The organism is Microbulbifer sp. YPW1, from assembly GCF_013367775.1.
Taxonomy (GTDB): Bacteria; Pseudomonadota; Gammaproteobacteria; order Pseudomonadales; family Cellvibrionaceae; genus Microbulbifer.
The window spans coordinates 4468765-4490086 of sequence record NZ_CP055157.1 but is presented as its reverse complement, the minus strand read 5'-3'; the positions used below and the strand labels follow the sequence as shown (position 1 = coordinate 4490086).

Here is a 21322-nt window from a genome sequence, read left to right as displayed (position 1 = left end):
AATAACTTGCTCTGCGAGTCGCAAGACTCGCAGAGCAGTACCTCAACTCAGTTATTGATTGTTGTGCATGGCCCCAATCAGTTCGCCATTGCCGGTGTCACCGCTCAGCTCCCAGAAGAACGATCCCCCGAGGTTTTCATCGGCGATGTACTGCATTTTGCCGGCGATGGTGGACGGTGTGTCATAGCTCCACCAGTTGTCGCCGCAGAACGCATAGGCGGTACCCGCCACCAGGCCGGTAGCCGGGCAGGTATTCTTCAATACCTTGTAGTCTTCGATTCCAGCTTCATATGAACCGGCAGCAGCGCCGGAGGCGGAGCCGCCCGGGGCAGACTGGCTGACGCCGGTCCAGCCGCGACCGTAGAAGCCGATACCCAGATTAAGCTTGTTTGCGGGCACGCCCTTGTTCTTCAGTGCCTGGATGGCGCGGTCTGAATAGAAGCCGGCATTCGGAATTCCCGGGTAGTCGTACAGGGCCGAGTGCGGGGCGGTGGGACCGTCCGCGTCAAATGCGCCGAAGAAGTCATAGGTCATGACATTGAAGAAATCGACGTACTGGGAGGCACCGGCGTAATCCGCCGCGTCGATCTTGCCTCCCGGTGTGCCGTCGGCAGTAATCGCCGCAGTGACCAGCTCGTTACCGAAACGTGCGCGCATGGCTGCCATGACGTCGGTCAGTGAGGAATACCCGCTGGTATCGCAGGTAAGGCCGCAGGCATTGGGGTATTCCCAGTCGAGGTCGATGCCATCAAATACGCCGTTCCAGCGCGGGTCGTGCAGCAGGTTGTAACAGGAATCTGCAAATGCCTGTGGGTTCTGCGCCGCTTGACCGAACCCACCGGACCAGGTCCAGCCACCGAAGGACCACAGCACCTTGATGTGCGGGTACATCTGCTTCAACTTGCGCAACTGGTTGAAGCTGCCGCGCAGCGCACCGGCATCCCAGGTATCCGCCTGACCATCCACGCTCTCTGCGGCAGTGTAGAACCGGTCGTAATCAGCATAGGAATCGCCGATGGTGCACTGGCCGTTCTGCACGTTGCCGAAGGCGTAGTAAATGTGCGTCAGTTTTTCAGCAGATCCGCTGGTGACGATATTTTTTACGTGGTAATTGCGCTGGTAAACGCCCCACTGAACGAAGTAACCGCCCAGTCGGCTTCCGCCACTGGAAGAGGCGCCACTTGACGAACTGCTGGAAGAGGAACCACCAGATGAGCTGGAAGAGCTGGAGCTCGAGGAACTGCCAGAGCAGGAGCCGTCGTTGCGCCACACGCCGTATTCACCACTCTGGCTCGGGTTATCTCCCTGAGTCCACCACTTGGCGGTGTACTTGACGCTCGAGTGCTGCACGGCGTTGCCGCCAACATAGACTGCCGTCGCATCCCATACCGGCAGGTTGCCGCAGCTGGTAGAACCGCTGGAGCTTCCGCCGGAAGAGGAACCACTGGATGAAGAGGAGCTGCTGGATGAAGAGGATGACGAACTGGAAGACGAGCTGCCATCACAGGAGCCCAGGTCGGACCAGGCCTCGGTCCAGGCCCAGCCTTCACCGGGCGCATAGGGACCCCCAACAGTGCACCAACCGCCAACCTTGCAACTGTAGGCCACCGAATTGTTCTGGACTGTGTCGCCCGAGTTGTACGTGCTGCCATCCACATATACCTGAAGGCCGCCGCAGTCGTACGCGTACGCTTGCCCGGCCAATAGGCTGAGCAGGAACGCTGCCGCCAGCCGTAAATACGTCGTTATTTTCATATTTTTCACCGTGATCCTGGTTTGAAACATCTTGGTTTGAAACCGAAAAGGCCAACGGCGAATCAATGCGCAAACCCCGGGAATCCCGCCGCGACCTCACTGTTGCTTTCTCTATTACTGCTACAGCGAGATAGCCTGCTTGAATGTACAAATGGTTGTACCGGGTGTCCGGCGGGAAGTAGAAGCGAGCTCCGCCGTTCCCCTCCGTGCTGTCACGACAAATGCCGTTGAGTTTCCAGTGGCACGGGACAGCGCTGTCATTAGAAAATGATAGCGTTGTCATCTGTACGTGATTGAAGATACGCCCAATTGTCATTTAGTACCAGCATCTTGCTGGGATTTTGTGCTGCATATATCTCAAAAATTGGTAGATATTTGCGACATTTAAAAATTTTTAGGATTTTTGTGCTTCCCGGGCGGTTGCAAGTTGCTGCTGGGACTGCTGTGAGCAATCTGCTGGCGGGCATGATCGCTGTTGTCGCGATCGGCGTGTCTTCAGATCAGCCTCCCCCTTCTTTCCGAAGCCTGTAAAACCCCGGCATTCTCACCGGGGTTTTATACGCGTGCAATTTCGATGTTTCCAGGCCGTGGAAAGCAATTGTTTATACCAGCGCGGACGTTGTTGTCTGCCGGCATTATGCTATTACTGGTCGAGCAGCTTTTATATATCAGCCAGCATTTTGATGCGTTTACCCTGACCTTTTCCTAGAGCCTGCTCGCGTGGTTGAGCCCGGCCGCGGTCTGTTGTTTGACGGCGATGCGCGCAAGCAGGCGGGCACACACGATGCTATCGCGCAGTCGATCTGGGAAATGCAGGATCAGCTCACTGAATGGCGTCGTCATCTGCACATGAACTCCGAGCTCTCCGATAAGGAGTTCAATACGCAAAAGCTTCTTATCGAAGCACTCACTGACCTGGGGCTGAAACCGAAACCGAAACCGTTCGGACCGTCGACGGGTGTGATTAATGGAAATAAACTGAGAGCAATTTAACTGTCTCTGAAAATACGGAAATAACTCGGGAAGCAGAGCATGCTCGATACACTTCCGGCTGTTCTAGGTAGTCTCACAATAATGTTTCATTTCACTACGCATTCTCATGGAAATTCTGCGTTTGGACGGAGCGCAACTTATACCGCGCGAAAAGCCTTGCCCACTAAATATCTGCATCGAGGAATTGCACAATGCAGGCTGGTACCACGAAACTGGCTAGGCATTTGTGGTGTTCTTGCCAGTCAAGTTGCTGGGGGCGTGGGCGATACGAATACGTGGTGGCACTGCGCGCTGCAAACCGTCGACTTTAGACCGCTCGCTGGGCGCACCTGCCATAGGAGCTGATCGAGAAGGTTTCCAGCCGGATTATCAATGAGCTCGAAAATATCTCGCGCGGGGTCTCCGACGTATCCAGCAAACCACCGGCCACCATTGAGTGGGAGTAGGCTGGTAACCGTTACTGGAACTAGTGGCTGACAGCTACAAACTAAAAACCCGGCACTACAGCCGGGGTTTTTCAATAGAACTTTCATTTCAGGCAGTAATTAACTCGGTTACTTGTGCCCCCTCAGCTACTCGTTGCCGCAGCGATAGTCTGCGCGTCGAGCTAGCCTCTTACGGTGTCGACAGGGCTCGCAGGTTCTGGAGCACCTTTTCGGCACGTGCGATATTGGCCTGCAGTTCAAGGTTGTTCGGATCCAGCACCCTGGCGTCGCGCCATACATGAAGCGCGCGCTCGATATTGCCCTGACTGTACAGGTCGTTACCCCGCTTTATGGCTGCTTCGATCCGGCTGTTTAACTGCGTCTGAAATTCTCTTTGCAGAGATGGCAGTTTGGGATGTTGTGGAGACATTGCCTGTATGTGGGCTAACTGATGTCGAGCGTTTATCAGGTCGCCAGCCCCCAGCGTCTTTTCCAGGTCGGCAATGGCGGTTTGCAGGACTCTTTTCTCGGCAGCCTGTTTCCTGGAGTCATTTTTCTGTGAGGTGATGGCCGTCTTTCGCTTTTGCTGGCGAAGTGCCTGATTGGCGCGGGCGAGATCACGCTCGAGTTTTCCCCTTTGGTCTTCGTCCTGCTGAAGATCGTCTCCGTAAAGGCCTTTGGCTATCGTCAGGGCATGTTGCGCGAGGGAGTAATCCTTTCGAGTCATTGCCAGTTCGGCGTGCTCTTGTAAGGACTCTGCAGACGCGCGACGCTTGCGCTGAAAATTTTTCAATTCCAGCCATGTGAGCACGCCGGGGCCCTTGAGTTGCCGCAAACGTTGATAGGCCTCGGTATCTTTCAGTAACTGCTCGCCGCGATGGATTTCCAGCTCCATGCGCACACGTGCTTCCCGCAAGCGACGTCGCTCGGCCAGTTGCTGGCGCGCCGTTAGGAGGGCCTCGCTGGAAGGTAGTACGCGTGCTGCACCGGTTAAAACCTGCTCTGCGCCGTGCCAGTCACCCTGCTGTTCCAGCCTATTGGCCGTGCGGATTGCGCTGCGCTCGAACTGCTGCAGGTCGGTGCGCAACTGATCAATGAGTCGTCGTTGAGTTGGGGTTTTGGTTTCTAGGGCCTGTAGCTTATCGAGGTTTGCCGACTGCTCTCGGGCCAGATCCACGGTCTCGGGGGAAAACCCCTCCAGGGTCTGTTGTTGAGTAGGCATCAGGCTGCAGCTGGGCAGCAGGGGCAATAGCAGAAAGCAAAATAACGCTATCCGGCAATCAGGCATGTTCGGCGGTCCGCTCGCTCGGTTGGGTGGTTCTTGTATTCAGTACTTTGCTCAGGTTGTCCCTGAGCGCTGGCTGGTAGTCGCGGTGTATATCCTGGACGGAGTAAACACCCACCGGGGTGGATTTGCCTCGGATGGGTAGGGTCTTCCCGGCCTGCGCGACAATGCGTGGCTTCAGCATGCTGTACAGCTGCTCGCGGATGATGATCTGATCCGGTTGCGCCTCGCAGCACAAACGGGATGCCAGATTGACTGCATCGCCGACCACTGTGTATTCCATTCTTTCTTCAGATCCCAGATTGCCTGCCAGCATGGCCCCGCAGTTTACACCAATGCGGAAGTGGATCTCTGGCCTGCCGTCTGCTCGACGTTCTTCGTTTAATTGCGCTGCCAATTGTTGAATCAGTACGGCGCAGCTGATGGCGTTGAAGGCATGATCGGTGTCGTCTTCCAACACGCCGAACACCAGCATCGCGCAATCGCCAATAAATTTGTCGACGACCCCACCGTACAGGGAGCAGGCGCGGGAGATAAAGGAGAAGTATTCATTGAGCAGTTCGGAAACCTGGCTGGGCTGTAGCTTTTCCGACATGGCAGTAAAGCCGGTGATATCTGCGAACAGGACCGTTGCTTCAATGGGGCGGTCGACCAACCGGACTTCATCCAGGTTCGCTAGTACCTTGTCGGCGACGTTTTTTGATACATAGCGGGAGAAGACCTGTTCGACCTGCGACTTCTTCAGCAGCCCTGCCGCCATATTGTTGAATCCTTCGAATAAAAAGCCGATTTCGTCATTGCGCTGCTGATCGATACGGATAGCCAAGTCGCCGCGGTCGATGGCGCGGGTCGCCTCCATCAGGTGGTGAATAGGTAGCGACAGGCGCCGGCTCAACCAGTAGGCCAGCAAAGACGCCAACACCGTCATGGCAAGGGTAGCGTAGATGATGGCATCGCGTGCCCGCACCGCTGCCTGATCCATCAGGGAGGCTGACAGGGTTACTACGACAGAGCCCACCTGCACATCCTGATAGGTTGCAGGGGCAACAAAACTGATCATCCGCTCCCGGGACCCATCGGTCGCTTGCCGGAACCAGGGCTGGGCAGTGACGCTGTTCGATTGGAAATTGGGTTCGGCCAGATTCGGTTGAATGCCGGAGGCAGAAAGCATGCTGCCGTCATGCCCGTAGATGCCCGCACCGAGGATTTTTTCATCCAGCCCAAGATTGGTGGTCAGCATGCTTAGGTTAAGGCTGTTCTCAGACAGGATCGGCTCACTGGCCTGTTTGGCCAGCTGCAGCGCCATGCTGCTGCCGAAATCGTGCAGCTGGGTACGGATCAGGCGATTCTGGTTGTCACTGATAAACAGGCCGAGACTGGCCATGCCGAGTACCAGCAGCAGCGTCATGACCAGAGCCAGCTTGAATGCAATCGGCACATGGCGGGGCAGCAGTCGCGCAAGACGCAGCTGCAGACCGTCAGCGATGTGCCGCAAGGTGGCTTTGGTCTTTTTGATCAACAGGGCTCTCCATTCACAGTCACTGGGCGTTGTCACCGGCGAGCGGGAAGGGGACTATACCAGCTATTGCGCAACTATTGACCGTCTCCATATATCGCGGTGGTCTTTCACTGTAGTTGCATTGGTTAGCTGCGTCGGGCCCGCCGAAGATGGTGAGTGAGTGCCTTCGTCCCTGTTGCTGATTTGGGGCTGGTTAGCTGTAAGTCGCTGTGTTGCTCAAGTTAACCGGTTTCCGCGCAGATTCCTTTACTGCACAGCTCAAAGTATCTTCCTTCTATTTTTGTCCTGATCAGGGCGGCTTGGCCCGTCATCAGTCGTGCGCATCAGGCACTCTCTCGGGTTGCTGTTGTAGGGATCGGCGATTCCCGTAGAGGCCGAGAATTTCCGGGAGAAGTTCGGTAAGATCCACCACCCGACACACTTTACCTTTTATTACACCGGATTGGTTTGAGCTTGGGGTTGATAATAAGTATCATTTACCCAAAGTTTGATCACTGGGAATGTCCTATGCAATCTATCTCATTAGTATCCTTGGTGCGGAAGCATCGCGGTTTGGCATTCGGCCTGTTTGCCATGCTGGCAGCGGGTCAGGTGTCTGCCAACGGCGCCATTGGCGACCATGTCAACGATCTCAAGGGGCATCTGGGGCAGTACTCCGAAGAAGTGAACTGGCTGGTGTCCAAGTACGACGAAGTGGTCGATACCTACGAGAAACAGGGCAAGAAAGCGGCCAACTCCAATGTCATGGTGGAGTACTGGGAAGAGGTGGATTTCCACTCCGCTATCGAAACCAACTATGTGCCGGTATACGCGAATATCTGGCAGGGTATTTTCGGTGTTAAGCAGGCGATCGACGCCGGCGAACCCATCGCCAAGGTGCGCGAAGAACAAGCCAAACTGAATCAGGCACTGTGGCAGGCACTGGGAGCGGTAAAACTGGCTTCCCAATATCAGGAGAAGGGCCTGTTGGCCAAGGTGCAGACCACCGAGGCTGAACCGACCTCCATGCCGGAGACCCTGGAAGACATAAAACACCGGCTGGATCGCGTTGTGGCAAAATACGCAGAACAATTGCCAGAAGCCGCCACCTCCATTGTGCACGATACCTACTTGCACCGTTTCGAAGGTGTAGAGGGCGCGCTGATCGAGCAGGACGCTGCACTGGTGGAAGACCTGGAAAAAGACTTCAACGTCACCTTGCCGCAGGCGCTGGATGGCAAGTCCAGTGTGGACGACGTCCGCAAGGTGGTGGAATCCATGCAGGTCAAGCTGGATAAAGCCAAGTCGCTTCTCGAGGAAGCAGAGAAAAAACGCAAGGACGTTTTCTAAGTCTTTCTGAAGACGTCACAGTAAGGACAATAAGTGCAGCGCAGAGCTTTTCTACACAATCTGGCCGCGGTTGGGGCCATCAGCTGTTTACCGCTGTCGATCCAGCGCAGTTTGGCGGCGGAGGCCGGAGCGGTCTCTGTCGATCAGTTGCCGAAGCTGGAAGGGGATATCACCCTCTATCTCGGAAGAGGTGAGGGCGGCCTTTACGAAAATGTGCTTGAAGCCATTCGTAAGCGCAATCCCAAGTTGAACCTGCAGATCCGTCGCGGTTCCAACGCGGCGCTGGCCAACAGCATTGTGGCTGAGTCCAAGGCCGGTGTGCGGCGCGCAGATGTGTTCTGGGCGGTAGACTCCGGTGCTATCGGGCTGGTCAGCGATACCGGCCTGGCGCGGCCATTACCTGCCGACCTTGTTGGCCAGCTGAAACCCGGCTTTCAGTATCCCCAGTGGGCACCGGTCACCGGGCGTATTCGCACTCTGCCGTATAACACCGATCGGCTGACGCCGGCACAGATTCCCGAAAGCGTGATGGCGCTTGCGGACAGCGAACTCGCAATCGGTTGGGCGCCGGCCTACGCCTCTTTCCAGTCGTTTGTCACTGCCATGCGCCTGCTCGAAGGCGAAAAGGCAACCGAGGAATGGCTGCGCGGTGTTAGTCGGCACGCCACCAGTTACGCGGGCGAGCTCGGTGTGGTGATGGCAGTGGAGCGCGGTGAGGTGGACCTGGGCTTTGCCAACCATTACTACACCTTGCGCCTGAAATCCGGAAAGCCGGACGCGAAAGTTGATCTCGCTTTTACCAACAATGATGCCGGCTGCCTGGTAAATGCCTCGGGTATCATGGCGTTGACAGAAGGCGATCTGCCGATCAACTTTATCCGCTACCTGCTTACCCGGGAAGTGCAGTCATACCTCGCTGCCGAAGCGTATGAAATCCCGCTGGTGGACGGCGTCAAGCCGCCCGCAGGGCTGCCTGCACTGAGCACGGTATCACCCCCCAAAGTGGATCTGACGGAACTCGCCGACCTTCGCCCCACGCTCAATCTGATGCGTCGTGTCGGGGTCCTATGAGCCTTTGGCCCGGTTCAAGGTGGCCTGCGTCCTACCCGCTGGCCCTGGTAATTGCACTGCTGGCGTTCGTGCCGGTAGGTGTGCTGGTGGGGCTCGCTACTGAAGGCGGCCAGCTTTTCGATGCGCACAATCTTAAGGTTCTCAGCAATACACTGCTGTTGATGCTGTTCACCGTTCTGGGGTCAGTCGCGATCGGTGTACCACTCGCGCTGATTACCGCCTACGTCCAGTTACCCTGGCGCAGGCTGTGGCTCATTGTACTGGCGGCTCCTCTGGCCATTCCCAGCTATATCGGCGCCTTTACCCTGTACGCCGCGTTCGGGCGCGGCGGTGAGATCCAGCAAATGCTGGGGGTGCCGATGCCCGCGGTTAACGGCCTCACCGGCGCCACCCTGGTAATGACGCTTTATTCCTACCCGTTTGTGATGCTGACTACCCGGGCGTCGCTGTTGAGCCTGGATGCGAGTCTGGTCAATGCCGCACGCACTCTGGGGATGACCATCGGTGTCAGTCTGTGGCGAGTGGTGTTGCCCCGTGTGGTGACGGGAATCGCCGCGGGAGCACTGCTGGTGGCCCTGTATACCCTGTCGGATTTCGGAACTCCCGCGATCATGCGCCTGGATACATTTACCCGGGTGATCTTTGTCGAGTACAACGCATTTGGGCTCAGTCAGGCGGCAATACTCTCGCTGCAGTTATTGGTGATTGTGGGGTTGGTCCTGTTCCTGGAATCCCGGGTTCGTGGCAGCAAGGAAAAGCCGGGGCGTCATCTAACCCTCTGGCCATCCCGCGCACAGAGATGTTTGATGGCGCTGGCGATAGCGCCGGTGACGGTGCTGGCCATTGTGCTGCCGTTGCTGGTGTTCGGCATCTGGCTGGTGCGTGAAGGCACGGCAGGTTTCGAATTTGCCTACGCGTGGAATTCTGCCCACGCCTCTTTCCTTGCTGCCCTGGTCGCCGTAGTGCTGGCGATACCTGTCGCGCATGCGGCGATTGCCGGCCGCGCAGGACGCTTTATGGAGCGCCTGACTTACTTTGGTTTTGGTGTGCCGGGTATCGTTATGGGAACGGCACTGGTGTATGTCGGTTTGCAGTTGCCCTTCCTGTATCAGACCCTGGGGCTGCTGGTACTGGCATATGTACTGCGTTTTCTGCCACTTGCTGTCAGTTCGGTCCGTTCCACTGCAGAGGGGCTGGATCCCAGCCTGGTGAAAGCGGCACGTCTGTTGGGGGCCAGCCCGCGCGAGGCATTTCAGCGAATCACGCTGCCTCTGACCCTGCGCGGCATGGTGGCCGGTGCGGCGCTGGTATTCCTGGAGGCGATGCGGGAGTTGCCCGCGACACTGATGCTCGGACCCACCGGGTTTGAAACCCTGGCGACCTATCTGTGGCGGGTTTACGAAGCGGGCTATTTTGGTCGGGCGGCGATTCCGGGCCTGCTGCTGGTTTTGATGTCTGCGTTGGGGCTCGCCCTGATGTTATCCGGCGAACGCCGGGCCGAATTTGATGTTACTGGGAAATAAGCGCAGCCATGCTGAAAGTAAGTAACCTGTCTGTTAATTACGGTTCTACCCGCGTGGTGAAGAATCTGGATCTCGCCCTCGGGGATGATGAAGTCCTGATGCTGGTGGGCCCCACGGGTTGCGGTAAAACCACGATTCTGCAGGCGCTGGCCGGACTGATTCCGATTTCCGAGGGAGAGATACAGCTGGGTCCCTGGCGTTCGACGGCGAGTAAGTCTGTGCCGCCGGAAAAACGCAACGTGGGAATGGTGTTTCAGGATTTTGCCCTGTTTCCCCACCTTACCGTGCAGCAAAACGTGTGCTTCCGGCTAACTGACACCAAACTTGCGGATCACTGGCTGAAGCTGCTCGGCCTGGATAACTTCCGCCACGTCAAACCGGCAAGCCTGTCTGGCGGGCAGAAACAGCGTGTGGCGCTTGCGCGCACGCTGGCTCATGAACCCGCCTTTGTCCTGCTGGATGAGCCCCTGTCCAACCTTGATGCAGCACTCAAGGACAGTTTGCGCTGGGAAATTCGCGAGGCGCTCAAGGCGGCCGGCATTCCCGCGATCTGGGTTACCCACGATCAGGAAGAGGCGCTTTCCATTGGCGACCGAGTGGGGATTCTGAATGCTGGCCAGCTGGAGCAGCTGGATACTCCGGAGCGTTGCTTCTCAGAGCCGGCCAGCCGGTTTGTGGCGCGCTTTCTCGGTGAGGCGAGCTTCCTGCCCGGGCAGCTTGAGTTGGCGAGAGTAGAAACTGAATTGGGCCTGGCTCCGGGTATCCCGATCGATGGCGCCAGCGGTAGTGTCGACCTGTTGGTGCGGCCAGATGACCTCTCGCTGATGCCTGCCGAAAACGGTAACGGCGTTATTGACTGGGTGCGCTATGAAGGTTGCTCGCGTCTGTACGCGGTGACCGTCGGCAGTGGCTCACAGGTGCGTGTGCGCACCAGTCATGAAGTACACGCAGAACCGGGTGATCACGTCCAGCTGGGGATTATCACCACCCATCCGCTGGCAGCCTTTTCCCGCGTTATTTAGGGCTGATAATCTGGCCTGACCAGGTTTCCCCCGTTTCCTCTTGCCGATCGCACAGCGCGTCGATACCGGTGGTCGATGCGCCAATTTGGCCCCTTCACCGATCCTTCCAGCAAACCGTGCTTCTCTCCTGTGCAAATCCCGATTTCCCGTCAGTTATCCCGTTTCCGGCGTCAATTTCAGTAGCCCCAAAGGGCTAAGTCAAAAAGCTTTCCACAGAGTAGAGTGAATGATTTGGTACATTCAGTTACAGCTGGAATTTGTCAATAGTGTTTTGAAGTTGTCTGTAACTTATTGATTTTCAAATAAAAAACTATTTGGTTAAATTTTCCTCACAAAGTGGTTACAACGGTGTAATGCGGGCTGGCGGCGTTTTCCCGAGTGTTGTTAACAGACATATCCACAGATTCTGTGGATTGTGAATAAAAAAGCCGGCAAATGCCGGCTTTTGTGCTACCCGGGTACCTCGATACCCGGGGGCTGTCGGATTACTCACAGCGGGAAGCGCGTTGACCATCTCCTCGCTGCTGTCATACCGGATCAGCGGAAGGTCAGCTCCACCCGGCGATTTTGCGCACGGCCTGCCTCTGTGGCGTTGGACGCAACGGGCTGGGTTTCCCCGTAGCCCTTGGCGGTGATACGGCCGGCATTGATACCACTCTGAACCAGGTAGCGACGCACGGATTCTGCGCGCTGCCCGGAGAGGCGCAGATTGTAGCCATCATTGCCCTGGCTGTCGGTGTGTCCGGCGACTTCCACCTGTGTGTTGCTCTGGTCCCGCAGGGACTGCACCACGCTGTTCAGGGCGGCTTCGGCTCTGGGAGTCAGTTTTGCGGAATTGAATTCAAACTGGATGTTTTCCAGAGTGATGGTCTGGTCAGCAACGACACAGCCGAATTCATCCACCTCCGCGCCGGGCAGGGTATTGGGACAGCGGTCGTTCTGGTCCAGCACGCCGTCGCCATCGCTGTCCGTATTGATAATTTCCTGTTTGGGCTCCGGCGGTGGTGGCGCGACCACCGGAGTAGCCACTGGTGGGCAGTTGAGGGGAATACTGAGCCCGATACCAAATTGCCAATCGTTCATGTCGTCGGCGAAAAAGTCGCGGAAATAGCGGACTTCAGCGCGAACTTTGAGGCCGTGACGGCCGATGGCGCCACTGGTGATACCGGCACCGAAATTCACAAAAGCGTTGGTTTCCTGGATGCCGTAGTCGAACTTGGTGTTGTTATGGGAGGCGCCGACACCACCCAGCAGGTAGGGGGAGTATCCATTGCGACCGTTGAAACTGTAAACGGCGTCCATACCGATGCCTGACAGCTCCAGGTCTCCGGTGGGCGTTAGCTCGCCGGTGTAAACGTAGGGGGTGTTGGACGGAATGATGATTGGTTGCGGTGGGTTGGCAAAGTTATTGAAATTGTCGTCCAGCATGGCACCGAAAACCTGTATTTCGGTAAACCAGTTCCCCTGGGTCTGCCAGCCGTAGGCAGCGCGCATGCCCGCGCCCTGGCGCTCGGTATTGCGATCTTCATCGACGCGGGTAAGGAACGGCATGATGTCGATGTAGCGATCTTCCTGGGCCATCACCGGTGTGCTGGTCGCCACGGCGGCAACCAGTGCAAGCCCCACTGTCAATTTAATCGGCTCGGGTGTGAAAGGCATAAGAGGCTTCCTTGTCTTGATGATCTTGTCTTTATGGTTCGTTGGCTCTGTCTTGAGAGCGTTTGTCAGAAGTCGGGTTGCGGCCAGTGTTCTGGCAAATTATTTCCGGGTAAACCGTGGTGCTCAATTTATGACCGAATGCGGGATCACGGTTTATACCAGTTACTTATTAGTTGATCTTGGCGACTTTTCCAGTCATGCAGCGGGTGGTTGGGAAATTATTGGCGGAAAACTGTTTATGTTGTGTCGGTGAGGCCAGATACGACGTGATACGGCGGAAGTCTGCAGGGAGTGTGGTGAGGATTGGGATGGGGAGTGCGGAGAAAGGGGGGGCTCGCGAACACGCCAAAAGATGGCCTGCACGCGAGCCCTTGCTCAATATTGGTGGCGAAAGCTGATCAGTGCTGCAGTGATGGCGACATTCAGGCTTTCCACGCCATTTTGCATGGGGATACGCAGGCGGTGTGTGCAGGCCTTTGCCACTGCCGGGCTAACGCCGTGGGTTTCGTTTCCGAGTACAAATACTGTAGGGGTTTTGTCGTCGATGGTGCGCAATGTGTCCTCCGCGTGGGAAGACAGGGCGCAAACTCGTGCGCCTCGCTCGGCAAATTCCTGCAATACCGGCGCGAGCTGGTCGCAGCGGAGTATGCGGGTCTTGAACAGGGTGCCAACGCTGGCCTTGATCACCAGCGGGTCGATCTGCGCGCAGCCCTTGCGCGGCAGGATAATGCCGTCGATGCCGCCGGCGCATGCCGAGCGGATGATCATGCCCAGGTTTTGCGGGTTGGTGATGCCATCCAGTGCCAGTAGCTCGAAGGCATCGTCACCGGACTCGCGCAGAAAACGTTCCGCGGTGCCGTAGTGGGGGAGTGCGAGATCCAGTGCCACACCCTGATCCTGGCGTGCGTTTTTTGAGATGCGCGAAAGGCCTTTGCGATCCCAGTGGGCAATTTCAATTTTGCGTTCCGCGGCCAGCTGCTCGATTCGGGAGATCAGCTGATCCTTGCGGTTGCTGTCGGCCAGGTGCAGTTTATGCACCGGCAGGCTGTTGTCTTCCAGTGCTTCCAGCACCGGCTTGCGCCCGTAAATGGTCAGCAGGCTGTCAAAAAACGCACGTTTTTTCAGATATTCGGGGGAGTCGGTCACGGTTTCTGTTCGTCGAAAAGAGTGTGGAGTTTTTGCACGCTGGCGGCATCCAGTCCGGCCTGCCGGGCCAAGGGTAGGGCGGCATCACCGAGCGTGCGGTAGACCGTCGCCAGTGAGGGGGGCACAGGACCCTGTTCCTCGCTGTCGAGCGCCAGGAGCGCCTCCAGTTGGCGGGCCACGGTGCGAATATCTCCGCGTGCCAGGGGGCCGGTTAGCGCTTTTTGTGGTCCGAGGTCAAAGTTATTTTTTGCCGTCTGCATCACAATCGGCGCAAGCAGTTTGCGCGCTGTGCTCTCGTCGATACCGGCGGCGGCAAATGTCTGCAGGCTGAGATCCATCAGTACCGTCAGATAGTTGCAGGCCATCACCGAGCCGGTGTGATACAGCACCTTTTGCTCGGGAGTCAGTGTAATGCAGGCGCAGTCCAGCGCGTTGAAAGCATCGTTGAGGAGCTCGCGTCCAGTGGCGTCTCCCTCCAGGGCGACGACAGATCCTTGCAGGTCCTCGAGCGAGCGTTGCGGATCGGCAAAACTGTGCACCGGGTGTGCACTGGCGAGAGCCGCGCCGGAGCATGCGGAGAGTGCACTGGCCGGTAGCGCGCCGCTGCAGTGAAATACCACGGGATCGGAGGCGGACTGGTGTGAAGGAGGGGATTGAAAGTGCGAGGCCAGTGCTTTGGCGGTGGCCTCGATGGCGTCATCGGCGACAGCAACCAGCCAGCAATCCGCCGGCGCCATGGAGGAAATATCGGCAACCGCTGTGCCGGCGCCTATAAACGCTGTGGCTTCACTGGCGCTAGCGAGACTGCGATTGCAGACACTGCCAATCCGGAACACCCCGCGCTCGGACCACAGTCGCGCCAGGGTGCGACCGAGTTTGCCGGCGCCAATGACGTTCAGTGTGCGCAATTACTTGCCCGCCAGGCAATTGACGTAGGCTGCCACTGCATCCGCGAGCCCCATGCTGATTGCATCCACGGTCAGTGCATGGCCAATGGATACTTCCTGCAGGCCGGGCAGGGTGCGGTAGCGGGGCAGGTTGATCAGGTTGAGATCGTGCCCGGCATTGATACCGAGGCCCAGGTGCAGGGCATGTTCGGCGGCGGCACAGTGGGCGGCAAAAATGCTGTCAAGGTCGCCGCTCTGGCGCGTGACAGCTTCCGCATAGGGGCCGGTATACAGTTCGATGCGATCCGCACCGACTTCTTTGGCGAGACCAATCTGGGTTTTATCCGGGTCCATAAAAAGGCTGACACGAATGCCCGCATCCCGCAGTTGCTGGATAATTGGCTCCAGTCGGGCGCCGTCCTTGTTCAGGTCGAAGCCGTGATCGGAGGTGAGCTGGTCATTGCTGTCGGGAACCAGGGTGCACTGCTGCGGTTTGGTCTCCAGTACCAGCGGCAGCAGGCCAGGGTAGCTGCCCATGGGGCCAGCAAAAGGGTTACCTTCCACGTTGAATTCGATGTCACGGGATGCGCACAGCGCTGATAGGTCGCGCACATCGTGAGGACGAATGTGTCGCTGGTCGGGGCGCGGGTGCACGGTGATGCCATCCGCTCCTGCGTCCAGGCAGGTGCGTGCGTGGGCGACCACGTCCGGGTAGTTGCCTTCGCGGGAGTTGCGAATCAGGGCGATCTTGTTGAGATTGACGCTGAGTGCAATCACTGGCTTTTGCCTCCGGTGGCGTTGGTTTTCGGGTCGGCCGGACTGTTGTCCCGGCTGTCGTTTGTGGCGTCTGGCTGCGAGTCGCTGCCGGAACTGGTGTCTTTGCGGGTGGCTTTCAGTATACGCACGGGAGTGTTGGGTGCATCGCGAAAGGCCTTGTGCTGGCCGCGGGGCTCCGCAGCGATCTGCTGGACCACGCTCATTCCCAGCAGGACCTTGCCGAATACCGTGTAGCCGGGTTTATCGGCGCTGCCATCCAGGCGGCTGTTGTCTGCCAGGTTGATAAAAAACTGCGATGTTGCACTGTTTGGCTCGCTGGTCCGCGCCATGGCGATGGTGCCGCGTTCATTGGAAAGGCCGTTATCTGACTCGTTGACCACCGGGTCGTTGGTGTCCTTCTCCTGAAAATCGAAGGTGAAACCGCCGCCCTGAGCCATAAAGCCCGGGATCACACGGTGAAAAATCGTGCCGTTGTAAAAGCCGCTATCCACATAGCCGAGAAAGTTCTTCACGGTTTCAGGCGCCTTGTCGGCATACAGCACCAGCTCAATGGTGCCCAGGTCGGTTTCCAGCGCTACCCGCGGGTTATTGGTAATAGCCAGGGTGAGGCTGGAAAAGCACACCAGAGTGGCGGCGAACAGGGCGCGGAACACGGTGGGGATCTTCATGCAGTAGTCACTTGTTCTGGTTCTTCGGTAACTGACACCGGAAATAAAAAAGCCCGGTCGATGACCGGGCTTTGTGAGCCGGTTATGAAATTCTAACCGCTGCTCAGTGGTGTGGGAAAGCCGTTAGTTGGCCCACTCCGAATTGCGCTTACGCGGACGGAAGTGGGGCGCGATCATGGCGAGGATTGCGCCCATCAGTACCGAGATGGCGCCATACATATACCACTTCTGTGTTTCGCTGCTGGAGAGACGCTGTATTTCCGCCTGGTTCATGGACTGCTTCTGCTTCAGCAGCTCGTGCTGGTTGAGAAGCTTCTGGTGGCGTTGGTTGAGTGCAACCGCGTCAGCAGACAGGGACTTGAGTTCCTTGAGCTCCCTGGACAGGGCATCCGCGCGCTCTTTTTCCGCCTTCAGCGCAACGCTCAGCTTGCCGTTGTCTTCTTCGAGCCTGCGCACTTCGCCGCCCAGGTTTCCCTGCAGGCTTTCAATATGCTCCAGGCGTGCTTCCGCCTGGGCCAGTTTGATTTTGGCTACCGGCTCGGCCTCCAGATATTGTCTGCGTACCCAGCCTTCCTCTCCGCCCGGGGTGCGTACCTGGGCCCAGCCGGTATCCGGGGAATCCTGCAGCAGGGTGAGTTTGGTACCGCTGGGCAGGCCGCGGTGCAGAATGCGGAATTCATTGCCCTGGCCCGAGCGCATCGGAACATGGAGCTCGTCGGTGATGTAGCGTTCGGAGCTGATGGCCTGGCTGTGGCTGGCGCCGAGAGCAATCAGGCTGGCTGCGACGGTGTGCAAAAACTTTTTCATGGTCTGGAACAAATCGGGTACTGGTGTACTTTTATCGTGACTGATGGTCTGCAAGTCGGCTCTGTCTATCAGGGCAGAACCAGCTTGTAGGGCTTTACAGTTACCGCGGCGTAAACACCGGCTTCCACATAGGGGTCGGCATCTGCCCACGCCTTGGCTTCCTCTAGAGATGCAAATTCCGCAACTACGAGGCTGCCGGAAAAACCGGCTTCACCCGGGTCTTCACTGTCGATGGCTGGGTGCGGGCCGGCGATCAGTAGACGTCCCTGGTCCTTTAGCGTGTTCAGGCGCGCAATATGTTGCGGGCGGGCAGACTGGCGCAGGGGCAGGCTGTTTTCGACGTCTTGGCTGATAATGGCGTACCACATAATTAATTTCTGTTTCCTGAGTTCCGTTTTTATAAATTCGGTTTTTATGCCGCAGATTCCTGCTCGACATTACCCGATGTTGTTGTCCTGTAACGATGTCGCAGCGGTCACTGCTGCACCAGAATTTCTTCCAGCTTGAGCCCGGTCAATTTCCCGATGCGGCGAAACAGGAATACCAGTACCAGCATCAGGATAATGGTTGCCGGCAGGGCGATTACCGGAAAGCTGAGTGCGGTCATCTTGCCAAGCTCTTCATTGAACGCCTCAGTTCCCGGGGGGCTTTTCAGCAGTACTTCGGCGAGGATGTAGTTCAATGTGGATGAAAGAAAAAAGGAGCCGGCAATCATCCACGATGCCTGCAGCAGCGTGCGCTCGAAAGCAGACGCGTTGCCGTTGGAGGACAAGGTGCGGGCGATCTTGCGGGTGTCGAGAATGCGATCGTTGTAGATCAGGGTGCGCACTAGCGGCCAGCGTGTATAGAGGCTGGCGATGGTGGCGATGCCGAGCAGGCCGGGAATGGCTGCTTCCTTGATCGCGATGTATTTTGCATCCAGCTCCAGCAGGCTCATGCTGCCGGTCAGCAGGATGCTGATGATACCGAGTGCGGAAAAGAAGTTGATTTTACCGGAGCGCTGCAGGTCGCGCAGGCCATAGCCGAGGGGGAAAGCCAGGGCCACCACAATTGCCCACTTGGTGCCCAGCCAGTTGTCGCCGGATAGCTTGGTGAGGATCAGGGTGGGGATGACAATATTAAGCAGCAGGTTGGCCAGCAGGCTCTCTTTCTGCGGTGACTGCCGGGTATCATCTGCTTGCAGCGGGCCTTCTGCCGGGTCCGCGGTCGTGCCCGCCTGAGGGGCTGGATTACTGTGATTACTATCGGTCATGGTCTGTTCCGGTGATAATGCCCGCTGGCTGACTGTACAGCTGTCAGTGGCGATAGTGGATCCCCGTTCGCGGGGCCTTATCCCTGAAACCGGTGAGCCGGTCTGGTGCGTCGTACCATGTCATGACTTCTTGCCATGCTATGGGGTGCCGAATGCCGCAGTGCTGGGGCAGCTTGCTCTCGCTGCACTGGTATGTGACGGCGATCCGGCGGGAAAGTTCCTTTCCACGCGGGCCATACGGGCTTCGTGCCGGCCTGCTTGAGGCGGTGACCGGGGATCAATATCAATTCCCGGGGAAGCCGAAACGGCTGTTCTATAAATTGCGCACTATCCAGAACACGGTTTTAAAACCAGCGGTAACCAAAATGAACACAGAGTATGGACCCTGAACATTCCCTTGGTCGTCCTTTGCTGACTGAGCAAGCGTTGACTGGTCAAATTGACCTGCACTGCCACAGTACCGCGTCTGACGGTATTTTAAGCCCTACGGCGCTGGTGTCGAGGGCCAAATCGGCAGGTGTGACACTGTTGGCGCTCACAGACCACGATACCGTTGCGGGGATTGATGAGGCCGAGGCGGAGGCGCGTGCGCAGGGACTGACCCTGTTGCCAGGCATTGAGCTGACTGCCCTCTGGGGGCGGCGGGTAGTGCACATCGTCGGGCTGAATGTAGACCGACGGGCCACGGCACTTGTCCAGGCGATCCGGCTGCGTGACCAGTTGCGTCGGGAGCGGGCGCAGCAGATTGCCGAGCGACTCGAAAAACGCGGTTTTGCGGGCGCGCTCGCCGGCGCCCGGGCATTGGCAGGAGAGGGAGTGATCGGGCGACCGCACTTTGCCCGCTGGATGGTTGAGGCGGGATATGTCAGTGACAGCGGCAAAGCCTTCAAGCGCTATCTCGGTGCAGGCAAGATTGGTGATGTCGCCGTGCCCTGGCCGGATATGGTGGAAACCATTTCTGCGATCCGCAGCGCCGGCGGTGCTGCCGTGCTGGCGCACCCGCTCAAATACGGACTGACTCGCACCAAACTGCGGGCCCTGCTGGTGGACTTTTGCGCTGCCGCGGGAGATGCGGTGGAAGTGGTGTGCGGACAGCAGAATCCGGTACAGACCCGCGAGATTCTCAGCCTGCTGGATCAGGTGAGAGCACCCGCCGCGGGTCCGCGCGGGCCATTGCTGGCCTCTCTCGGCAGCGATTTCCATCAGCCCGACCAGCCGTGGCGCGCACTGGGCTGTGTGCGCCTGCCTGCGGGCGTCGAGCCGGTCTGGAATCTGTGGCAAACTGACGCCAATCAGATTCAGTAGCATTGTGTCTTTTATAAAACGTCTTCAGGGGGTAGAAGTGGCGCAGTTCTTCCAGATACATCCGGAAAATCCTCAGGCTCGTCTGGTTACTCAGGCGGCGGATATTGTCTCCTCCGGCGGTGTGGTCGTGTTTCCTACGGACTCCGCTTATGCCATCGGCTGCCGGCTGGGCGACAAGCTCGCCGTTGAGCGTATCCGCGCCTTGCGACAGCTGGACAAGGACCACAATTTCACCCTCATGTGCCGGGATCTCTCCGAGCTCGCCAGCTACGCCAAGGTGGACAACCAGATGTTCCGCCTGTTGAAAAATCACACACCGGGTCCGTATACCTTTATTATGCCGGCCACTTCCGAGGTGCCGCGCCGACTATTACACCCCAAGCGCAAGACGATTGGCCTGCGGGTACCGGATAACGCCATCGTGCAGAGCCTGATTTCCACCCTGGGCGAGCCGCTGATGAGCTGCAGTCTGATCATGCCCGGCGAGGAGCAGCCTCTCACCGACCCCTACGATATTCGCGATACCCTCGAGCATCAGGTTGAGCTGGTGATCGATGGTGGTTTCTGCGGCCTTGAGGCCACTACCGTGGTAGACCTGACCGGAGATGAAGCGGTTTTGATTCGTCAGGGCTGTGGTGCGATTGATGAAATTCTCGGCTGACACTGATGTATAATCGCCCGTTTGGTTGTGCCGAAGGACTGCAGTGTGTCCAGTGACGAAATAGAAGAAGCGATTGCGGTCGCCCCCGGTGAAGCCGGCGGGGCAGAGCACCCTGTGGCCGATCCTGACACCGGCGCGGAGACTGCCGAGCAGCCCGTGGACGCGGTCGAAGCCGCTGCGGCGGAAGTGGATGCAGCCTTGAATTCCGAGACTGGAGGTGCCGCAGAGGTTGCTGGCGCCGGTGACCGGGCCGGCAGCAGTGGCCCCCGTCAGGGGGAAATGCCCTTCGCCATGGTCGAGGGCAAGGCATTTACCGACCTGCCCAGCGATTTGTATATCCCGCCGGACGCACTGGAAGTCATTCTTGAGGCCTTCGAAGGCCCTCTGGACCTGCTTCTCTACCTGATCCGCCGTCAGAACCTCGACATTCTCGAGATCAATGTCGCCGACATCACCCGCCAGTACATGGCCTATGTAGAGATGATGAGCGCGATACGCTTCGAGCTGGCGGCGGAATACCTGGTGATGGCCGCCATGCTGGCGGAGATCAAGTCGCGCATGCTGCTGCCGCGTCCGCCAGAAGCAGAGGAAGAAGAGGGTGAAGATCCGCGCGCCGCATTGATTCGCCGCCTGCAGGAATACGAGCGCTTCAAGACTGCGGCGGAAGATATGGACGAGCTGCCCCGTGTGGGTCGCGAGATCCACCAGGCCAGTGCAACCGGCCCGGATCGCAAGCTCACGCGTCCGGAACCGGAAGTCGACCTGAAAGAAGTCCTGGTTGCTCTGGCGGATGTACTGCGCCGCGCCGACATGTTCGAGAGTCACCAGGTGGAGAAGGAAAAGCTCTCTACCCGTGAACGCATGACCCAGGTGTTGGACAAAATCCGCCACCGCCAGTTTGTGCCTTTTGTCAGCCTGTTCCGTGCCGAAGAGGGCCGCCTGGGAGTGGTTGTCACCTTCCTCGCGGTGATGGAGCTGGTCAAGGAGTCACTGCTGGAACTGGTGCAGAACGAATCTTTCGGTCCCATTCACGTGCGCGCCCGCGGCGAGGTGGAAGAGTCCTCTGATGAGGAGCAGGGCGAGGATGAGAGCGAAATCGCTGACGGCGACGTAGCGGATGCGTTGGACTCCGAAGACTATGTTCCAGAGGTAAGTTTTTCTGAGGTAAGTGTTTCTGAAGAACAGGTTTCTGAGGAGAGTGCCGAGGAAGGCTTTGAATCGGCCGATGCGCCGGCTGT

At 57.9% G+C, this 21322-nt stretch carries 18 protein-coding genes and 2 pseudogenes; 9 read left to right on the top strand and 11 right to left on the bottom strand.

Annotated features, from left to right (window positions below):
- Positions 1-51: 51 nt before the first annotated feature.
- Positions 52-1755: a glycosyl hydrolase family 18 protein gene (locus tag HUW35_RS18340; protein WP_181253638.1), complete on the bottom strand. Its 1704-nt coding sequence runs from the start codon at positions 1753-1755 to the stop codon at positions 52-54.
- 720 nt (positions 1756-2475) lie between these two features.
- On the opposite strand from HUW35_RS18340, the gene HUW35_RS18335 reads away from it, so the two are divergent.
- Positions 2476-2748, top strand: coding sequence for a hypothetical protein (locus HUW35_RS18335; RefSeq protein ID WP_181253637.1), 273 nt, complete (start codon positions 2476-2478; stop codon positions 2746-2748).
- An 88-nt stretch (positions 2749-2836) separates the two neighbouring features.
- Positions 2837-3194: pseudogene (locus HUW35_RS19025) on the top strand (GMP synthase (glutamine-hydrolyzing)); the annotation flags it as partial.
- A 169-nt stretch (positions 3195-3363) separates the two neighbouring features.
- Here HUW35_RS19025 and HUW35_RS18325 read toward each other — a convergent pair.
- Both HUW35_RS18325 and HUW35_RS18320 read right to left on the bottom strand, forming a co-directional pair.
- On the bottom strand, positions 3364-4461 hold the full coding sequence (locus HUW35_RS18325) for a hypothetical protein (RefSeq protein ID WP_181253636.1): 1098 nt from the start codon (positions 4459-4461) through the stop codon (positions 3364-3366).
- Positions 4454-5977 (bottom strand): adenylate/guanylate cyclase domain-containing protein, encoded by a 1524-nt coding sequence (locus tag HUW35_RS18320; RefSeq protein ID WP_181253635.1) that lies wholly within the window; start codon positions 5975-5977, stop codon positions 4454-4456. Before HUW35_RS18320 ends, HUW35_RS18325 begins: the two co-directional genes overlap by 8 nt.
- Before the next feature lie 552 nt (positions 5978-6529).
- On the opposite strand from HUW35_RS18320, the gene HUW35_RS18315 reads away from it, so the two are divergent.
- Genes HUW35_RS18315 through HUW35_RS18300 form a run of 4 tightly spaced genes read left to right on the top strand, consistent with a single transcriptional unit; the run spans position 6530 to position 10922 of the window.
- Positions 6530-7306 carry a hypothetical protein gene (locus HUW35_RS18315; protein ID WP_255463382.1) on the top strand — a complete coding sequence of 259 codons (777 nt, stop codon included), beginning with the start codon at positions 6530-6532 and terminating at the stop codon, positions 7304-7306.
- A 33-nt stretch (positions 7307-7339) separates the two neighbouring features.
- The gene (locus HUW35_RS18310; protein ID WP_181253633.1) at positions 7340-8377 is read left to right on the top strand and encodes an ABC transporter substrate-binding protein; all 1038 of its coding nucleotides are present in this window, start codon (positions 7340-7342) and stop codon (positions 8375-8377) included.
- A complete protein-coding gene (locus HUW35_RS18305) occupies positions 8374-9900 on the top strand; it encodes an iron ABC transporter permease (RefSeq protein WP_181253632.1) in 1527 nt (508 codons plus the stop codon). The genes HUW35_RS18310 and HUW35_RS18305 overlap by 4 nt, the downstream gene beginning before the upstream one ends.
- An 8-nt stretch (positions 9901-9908) precedes the next feature.
- A complete protein-coding gene (locus HUW35_RS18300; protein WP_181253631.1) occupies positions 9909-10922 on the top strand; it encodes an ABC transporter ATP-binding protein in 1014 nt (337 codons plus the stop codon).
- A 537-nt stretch (positions 10923-11459) separates the two neighbouring features.
- Here the strand turns inward: HUW35_RS18300 and HUW35_RS18295 are convergent.
- The 8 genes from HUW35_RS18295 to HUW35_RS18260 all read right to left on the bottom strand — a co-directional run bounded on the left by HUW35_RS18295 (position 11460) and on the right by HUW35_RS18260 (position 18118).
- Positions 11460-12581, bottom strand: a complete 1122-nt coding sequence (locus HUW35_RS18295) for an OmpA family protein (protein WP_181253630.1) — start codon at positions 12579-12581, stop codon at positions 11460-11462.
- A gap of 375 nt (positions 12582-12956) precedes the next feature.
- Positions 12957-13727 (bottom strand): RNA methyltransferase, encoded by a 771-nt coding sequence (locus HUW35_RS18290; protein ID WP_181253629.1) that lies wholly within the window; start codon positions 13725-13727, stop codon positions 12957-12959.
- Complete coding sequence (locus HUW35_RS18285) at positions 13724-14635, bottom strand: Rossmann-like and DUF2520 domain-containing protein (RefSeq protein WP_181253628.1); 912 nt, start codon at positions 14633-14635, stop codon at positions 13724-13726. The genes HUW35_RS18290 and HUW35_RS18285 overlap by 4 nt, the downstream gene beginning before the upstream one ends.
- Positions 14636-15391 (bottom strand): pyridoxine 5'-phosphate synthase, encoded by a 756-nt coding sequence (locus HUW35_RS18280; protein ID WP_181253627.1) that lies wholly within the window; start codon positions 15389-15391, stop codon positions 14636-14638.
- Positions 15388-16059, bottom strand: coding sequence for a peptidylprolyl isomerase (locus HUW35_RS18275; protein ID WP_181253626.1), 672 nt, complete (start codon positions 16057-16059; stop codon positions 15388-15390). The genes HUW35_RS18280 and HUW35_RS18275 overlap by 4 nt, the downstream gene beginning before the upstream one ends.
- 123 nt (positions 16060-16182) lie before the next feature.
- Positions 16183-16866 (bottom strand): TIGR04211 family SH3 domain-containing protein, encoded by a 684-nt coding sequence (locus tag HUW35_RS18270; RefSeq protein WP_181253625.1) that lies wholly within the window; start codon positions 16864-16866, stop codon positions 16183-16185.
- A 68-nt stretch (positions 16867-16934) separates the two neighbouring features.
- Positions 16935-17234 (bottom strand): YciI family protein, encoded by a 300-nt coding sequence (locus HUW35_RS18265; RefSeq protein WP_181253624.1) that lies wholly within the window; start codon positions 17232-17234, stop codon positions 16935-16937.
- A 107-nt stretch (positions 17235-17341) separates the two neighbouring features.
- Entirely contained in the window at positions 17342-18118 is a 777-nt protein-coding gene (locus tag HUW35_RS18260) for a VC0807 family protein (protein ID WP_255463381.1), read from the bottom strand.
- 378 nt (positions 18119-18496) lie between these two features.
- On the opposite strand from HUW35_RS18260, the gene HUW35_RS18255 reads away from it, so the two are divergent.
- From HUW35_RS18255 to HUW35_RS18245, 3 genes and pseudogenes are all read left to right on the top strand, one after another.
- Entirely contained in the window at positions 18497-19423 is a 927-nt protein-coding gene (locus HUW35_RS18255) for a PHP domain-containing protein (RefSeq protein ID WP_181253623.1), read from the top strand.
- A 37-nt stretch (positions 19424-19460) separates the two neighbouring features.
- The gene (locus HUW35_RS18250; protein WP_181255793.1) at positions 19461-20084 is read left to right on the top strand and encodes an L-threonylcarbamoyladenylate synthase; all 624 of its coding nucleotides are present in this window, start codon (positions 19461-19463) and stop codon (positions 20082-20084) included.
- Positions 20085-20282: 198 nt separating this feature from the next.
- A pseudogene (locus HUW35_RS18245) lies at positions 20283-21134 on the top strand (ScpA family protein); the annotation flags it as partial.
- Between the last annotated feature and the right edge of the window lie 188 nt (positions 21135-21322).

Coding starts and splice junctions, on each gene's coding strand:
- HUW35_RS18340 (WP_181253638.1), bottom strand. CDS start 1,755: ATGAAAATAACGACGTATTTACGGCTGGCGGCAGCGTTCCTGCTCAGC.
- HUW35_RS18325 (WP_181253636.1), bottom strand. CDS start 4,461: ATGCCTGATTGCCGGATAGCGTTATTTTGCTTTCTGCTATTGCCCCTG.
- HUW35_RS18305 (WP_181253632.1), top strand. CDS start 8,374: ATGAGCCTTTGGCCCGGTTCAAGGTGGCCTGCGTCCTACCCGCTGGCC.
- HUW35_RS18300 (WP_181253631.1), top strand. CDS start 9,909: ATGCTGAAAGTAAGTAACCTGTCTGTTAATTACGGTTCTACCCGCGTG.
- HUW35_RS18295 (WP_181253630.1), bottom strand. CDS start 12,581: ATGCCTTTCACACCCGAGCCGATTAAATTGACAGTGGGGCTTGCACTG.
- HUW35_RS18275 (WP_181253626.1), bottom strand. CDS start 16,059: ATGAAGATCCCCACCGTGTTCCGCGCCCTGTTCGCCGCCACTCTGGTG.
- HUW35_RS18270 (WP_181253625.1), bottom strand. CDS start 16,866: ATGAAAAAGTTTTTGCACACCGTCGCAGCCAGCCTGATTGCTCTCGGC.
- HUW35_RS18265 (WP_181253624.1), bottom strand. CDS start 17,234: ATGTGGTACGCCATTATCAGCCAAGACGTCGAAAACAGCCTGCCCCTG.
- HUW35_RS18260 (WP_255463381.1), bottom strand. CDS start 18,118: ATGACCGATAGTAATCACAGTAATCCAGCCCCTCAGGCGGGCACGACC.
- HUW35_RS18255 (WP_181253623.1), top strand. CDS start 18,497: ATGGACCCTGAACATTCCCTTGGTCGTCCTTTGCTGACTGAGCAAGCG.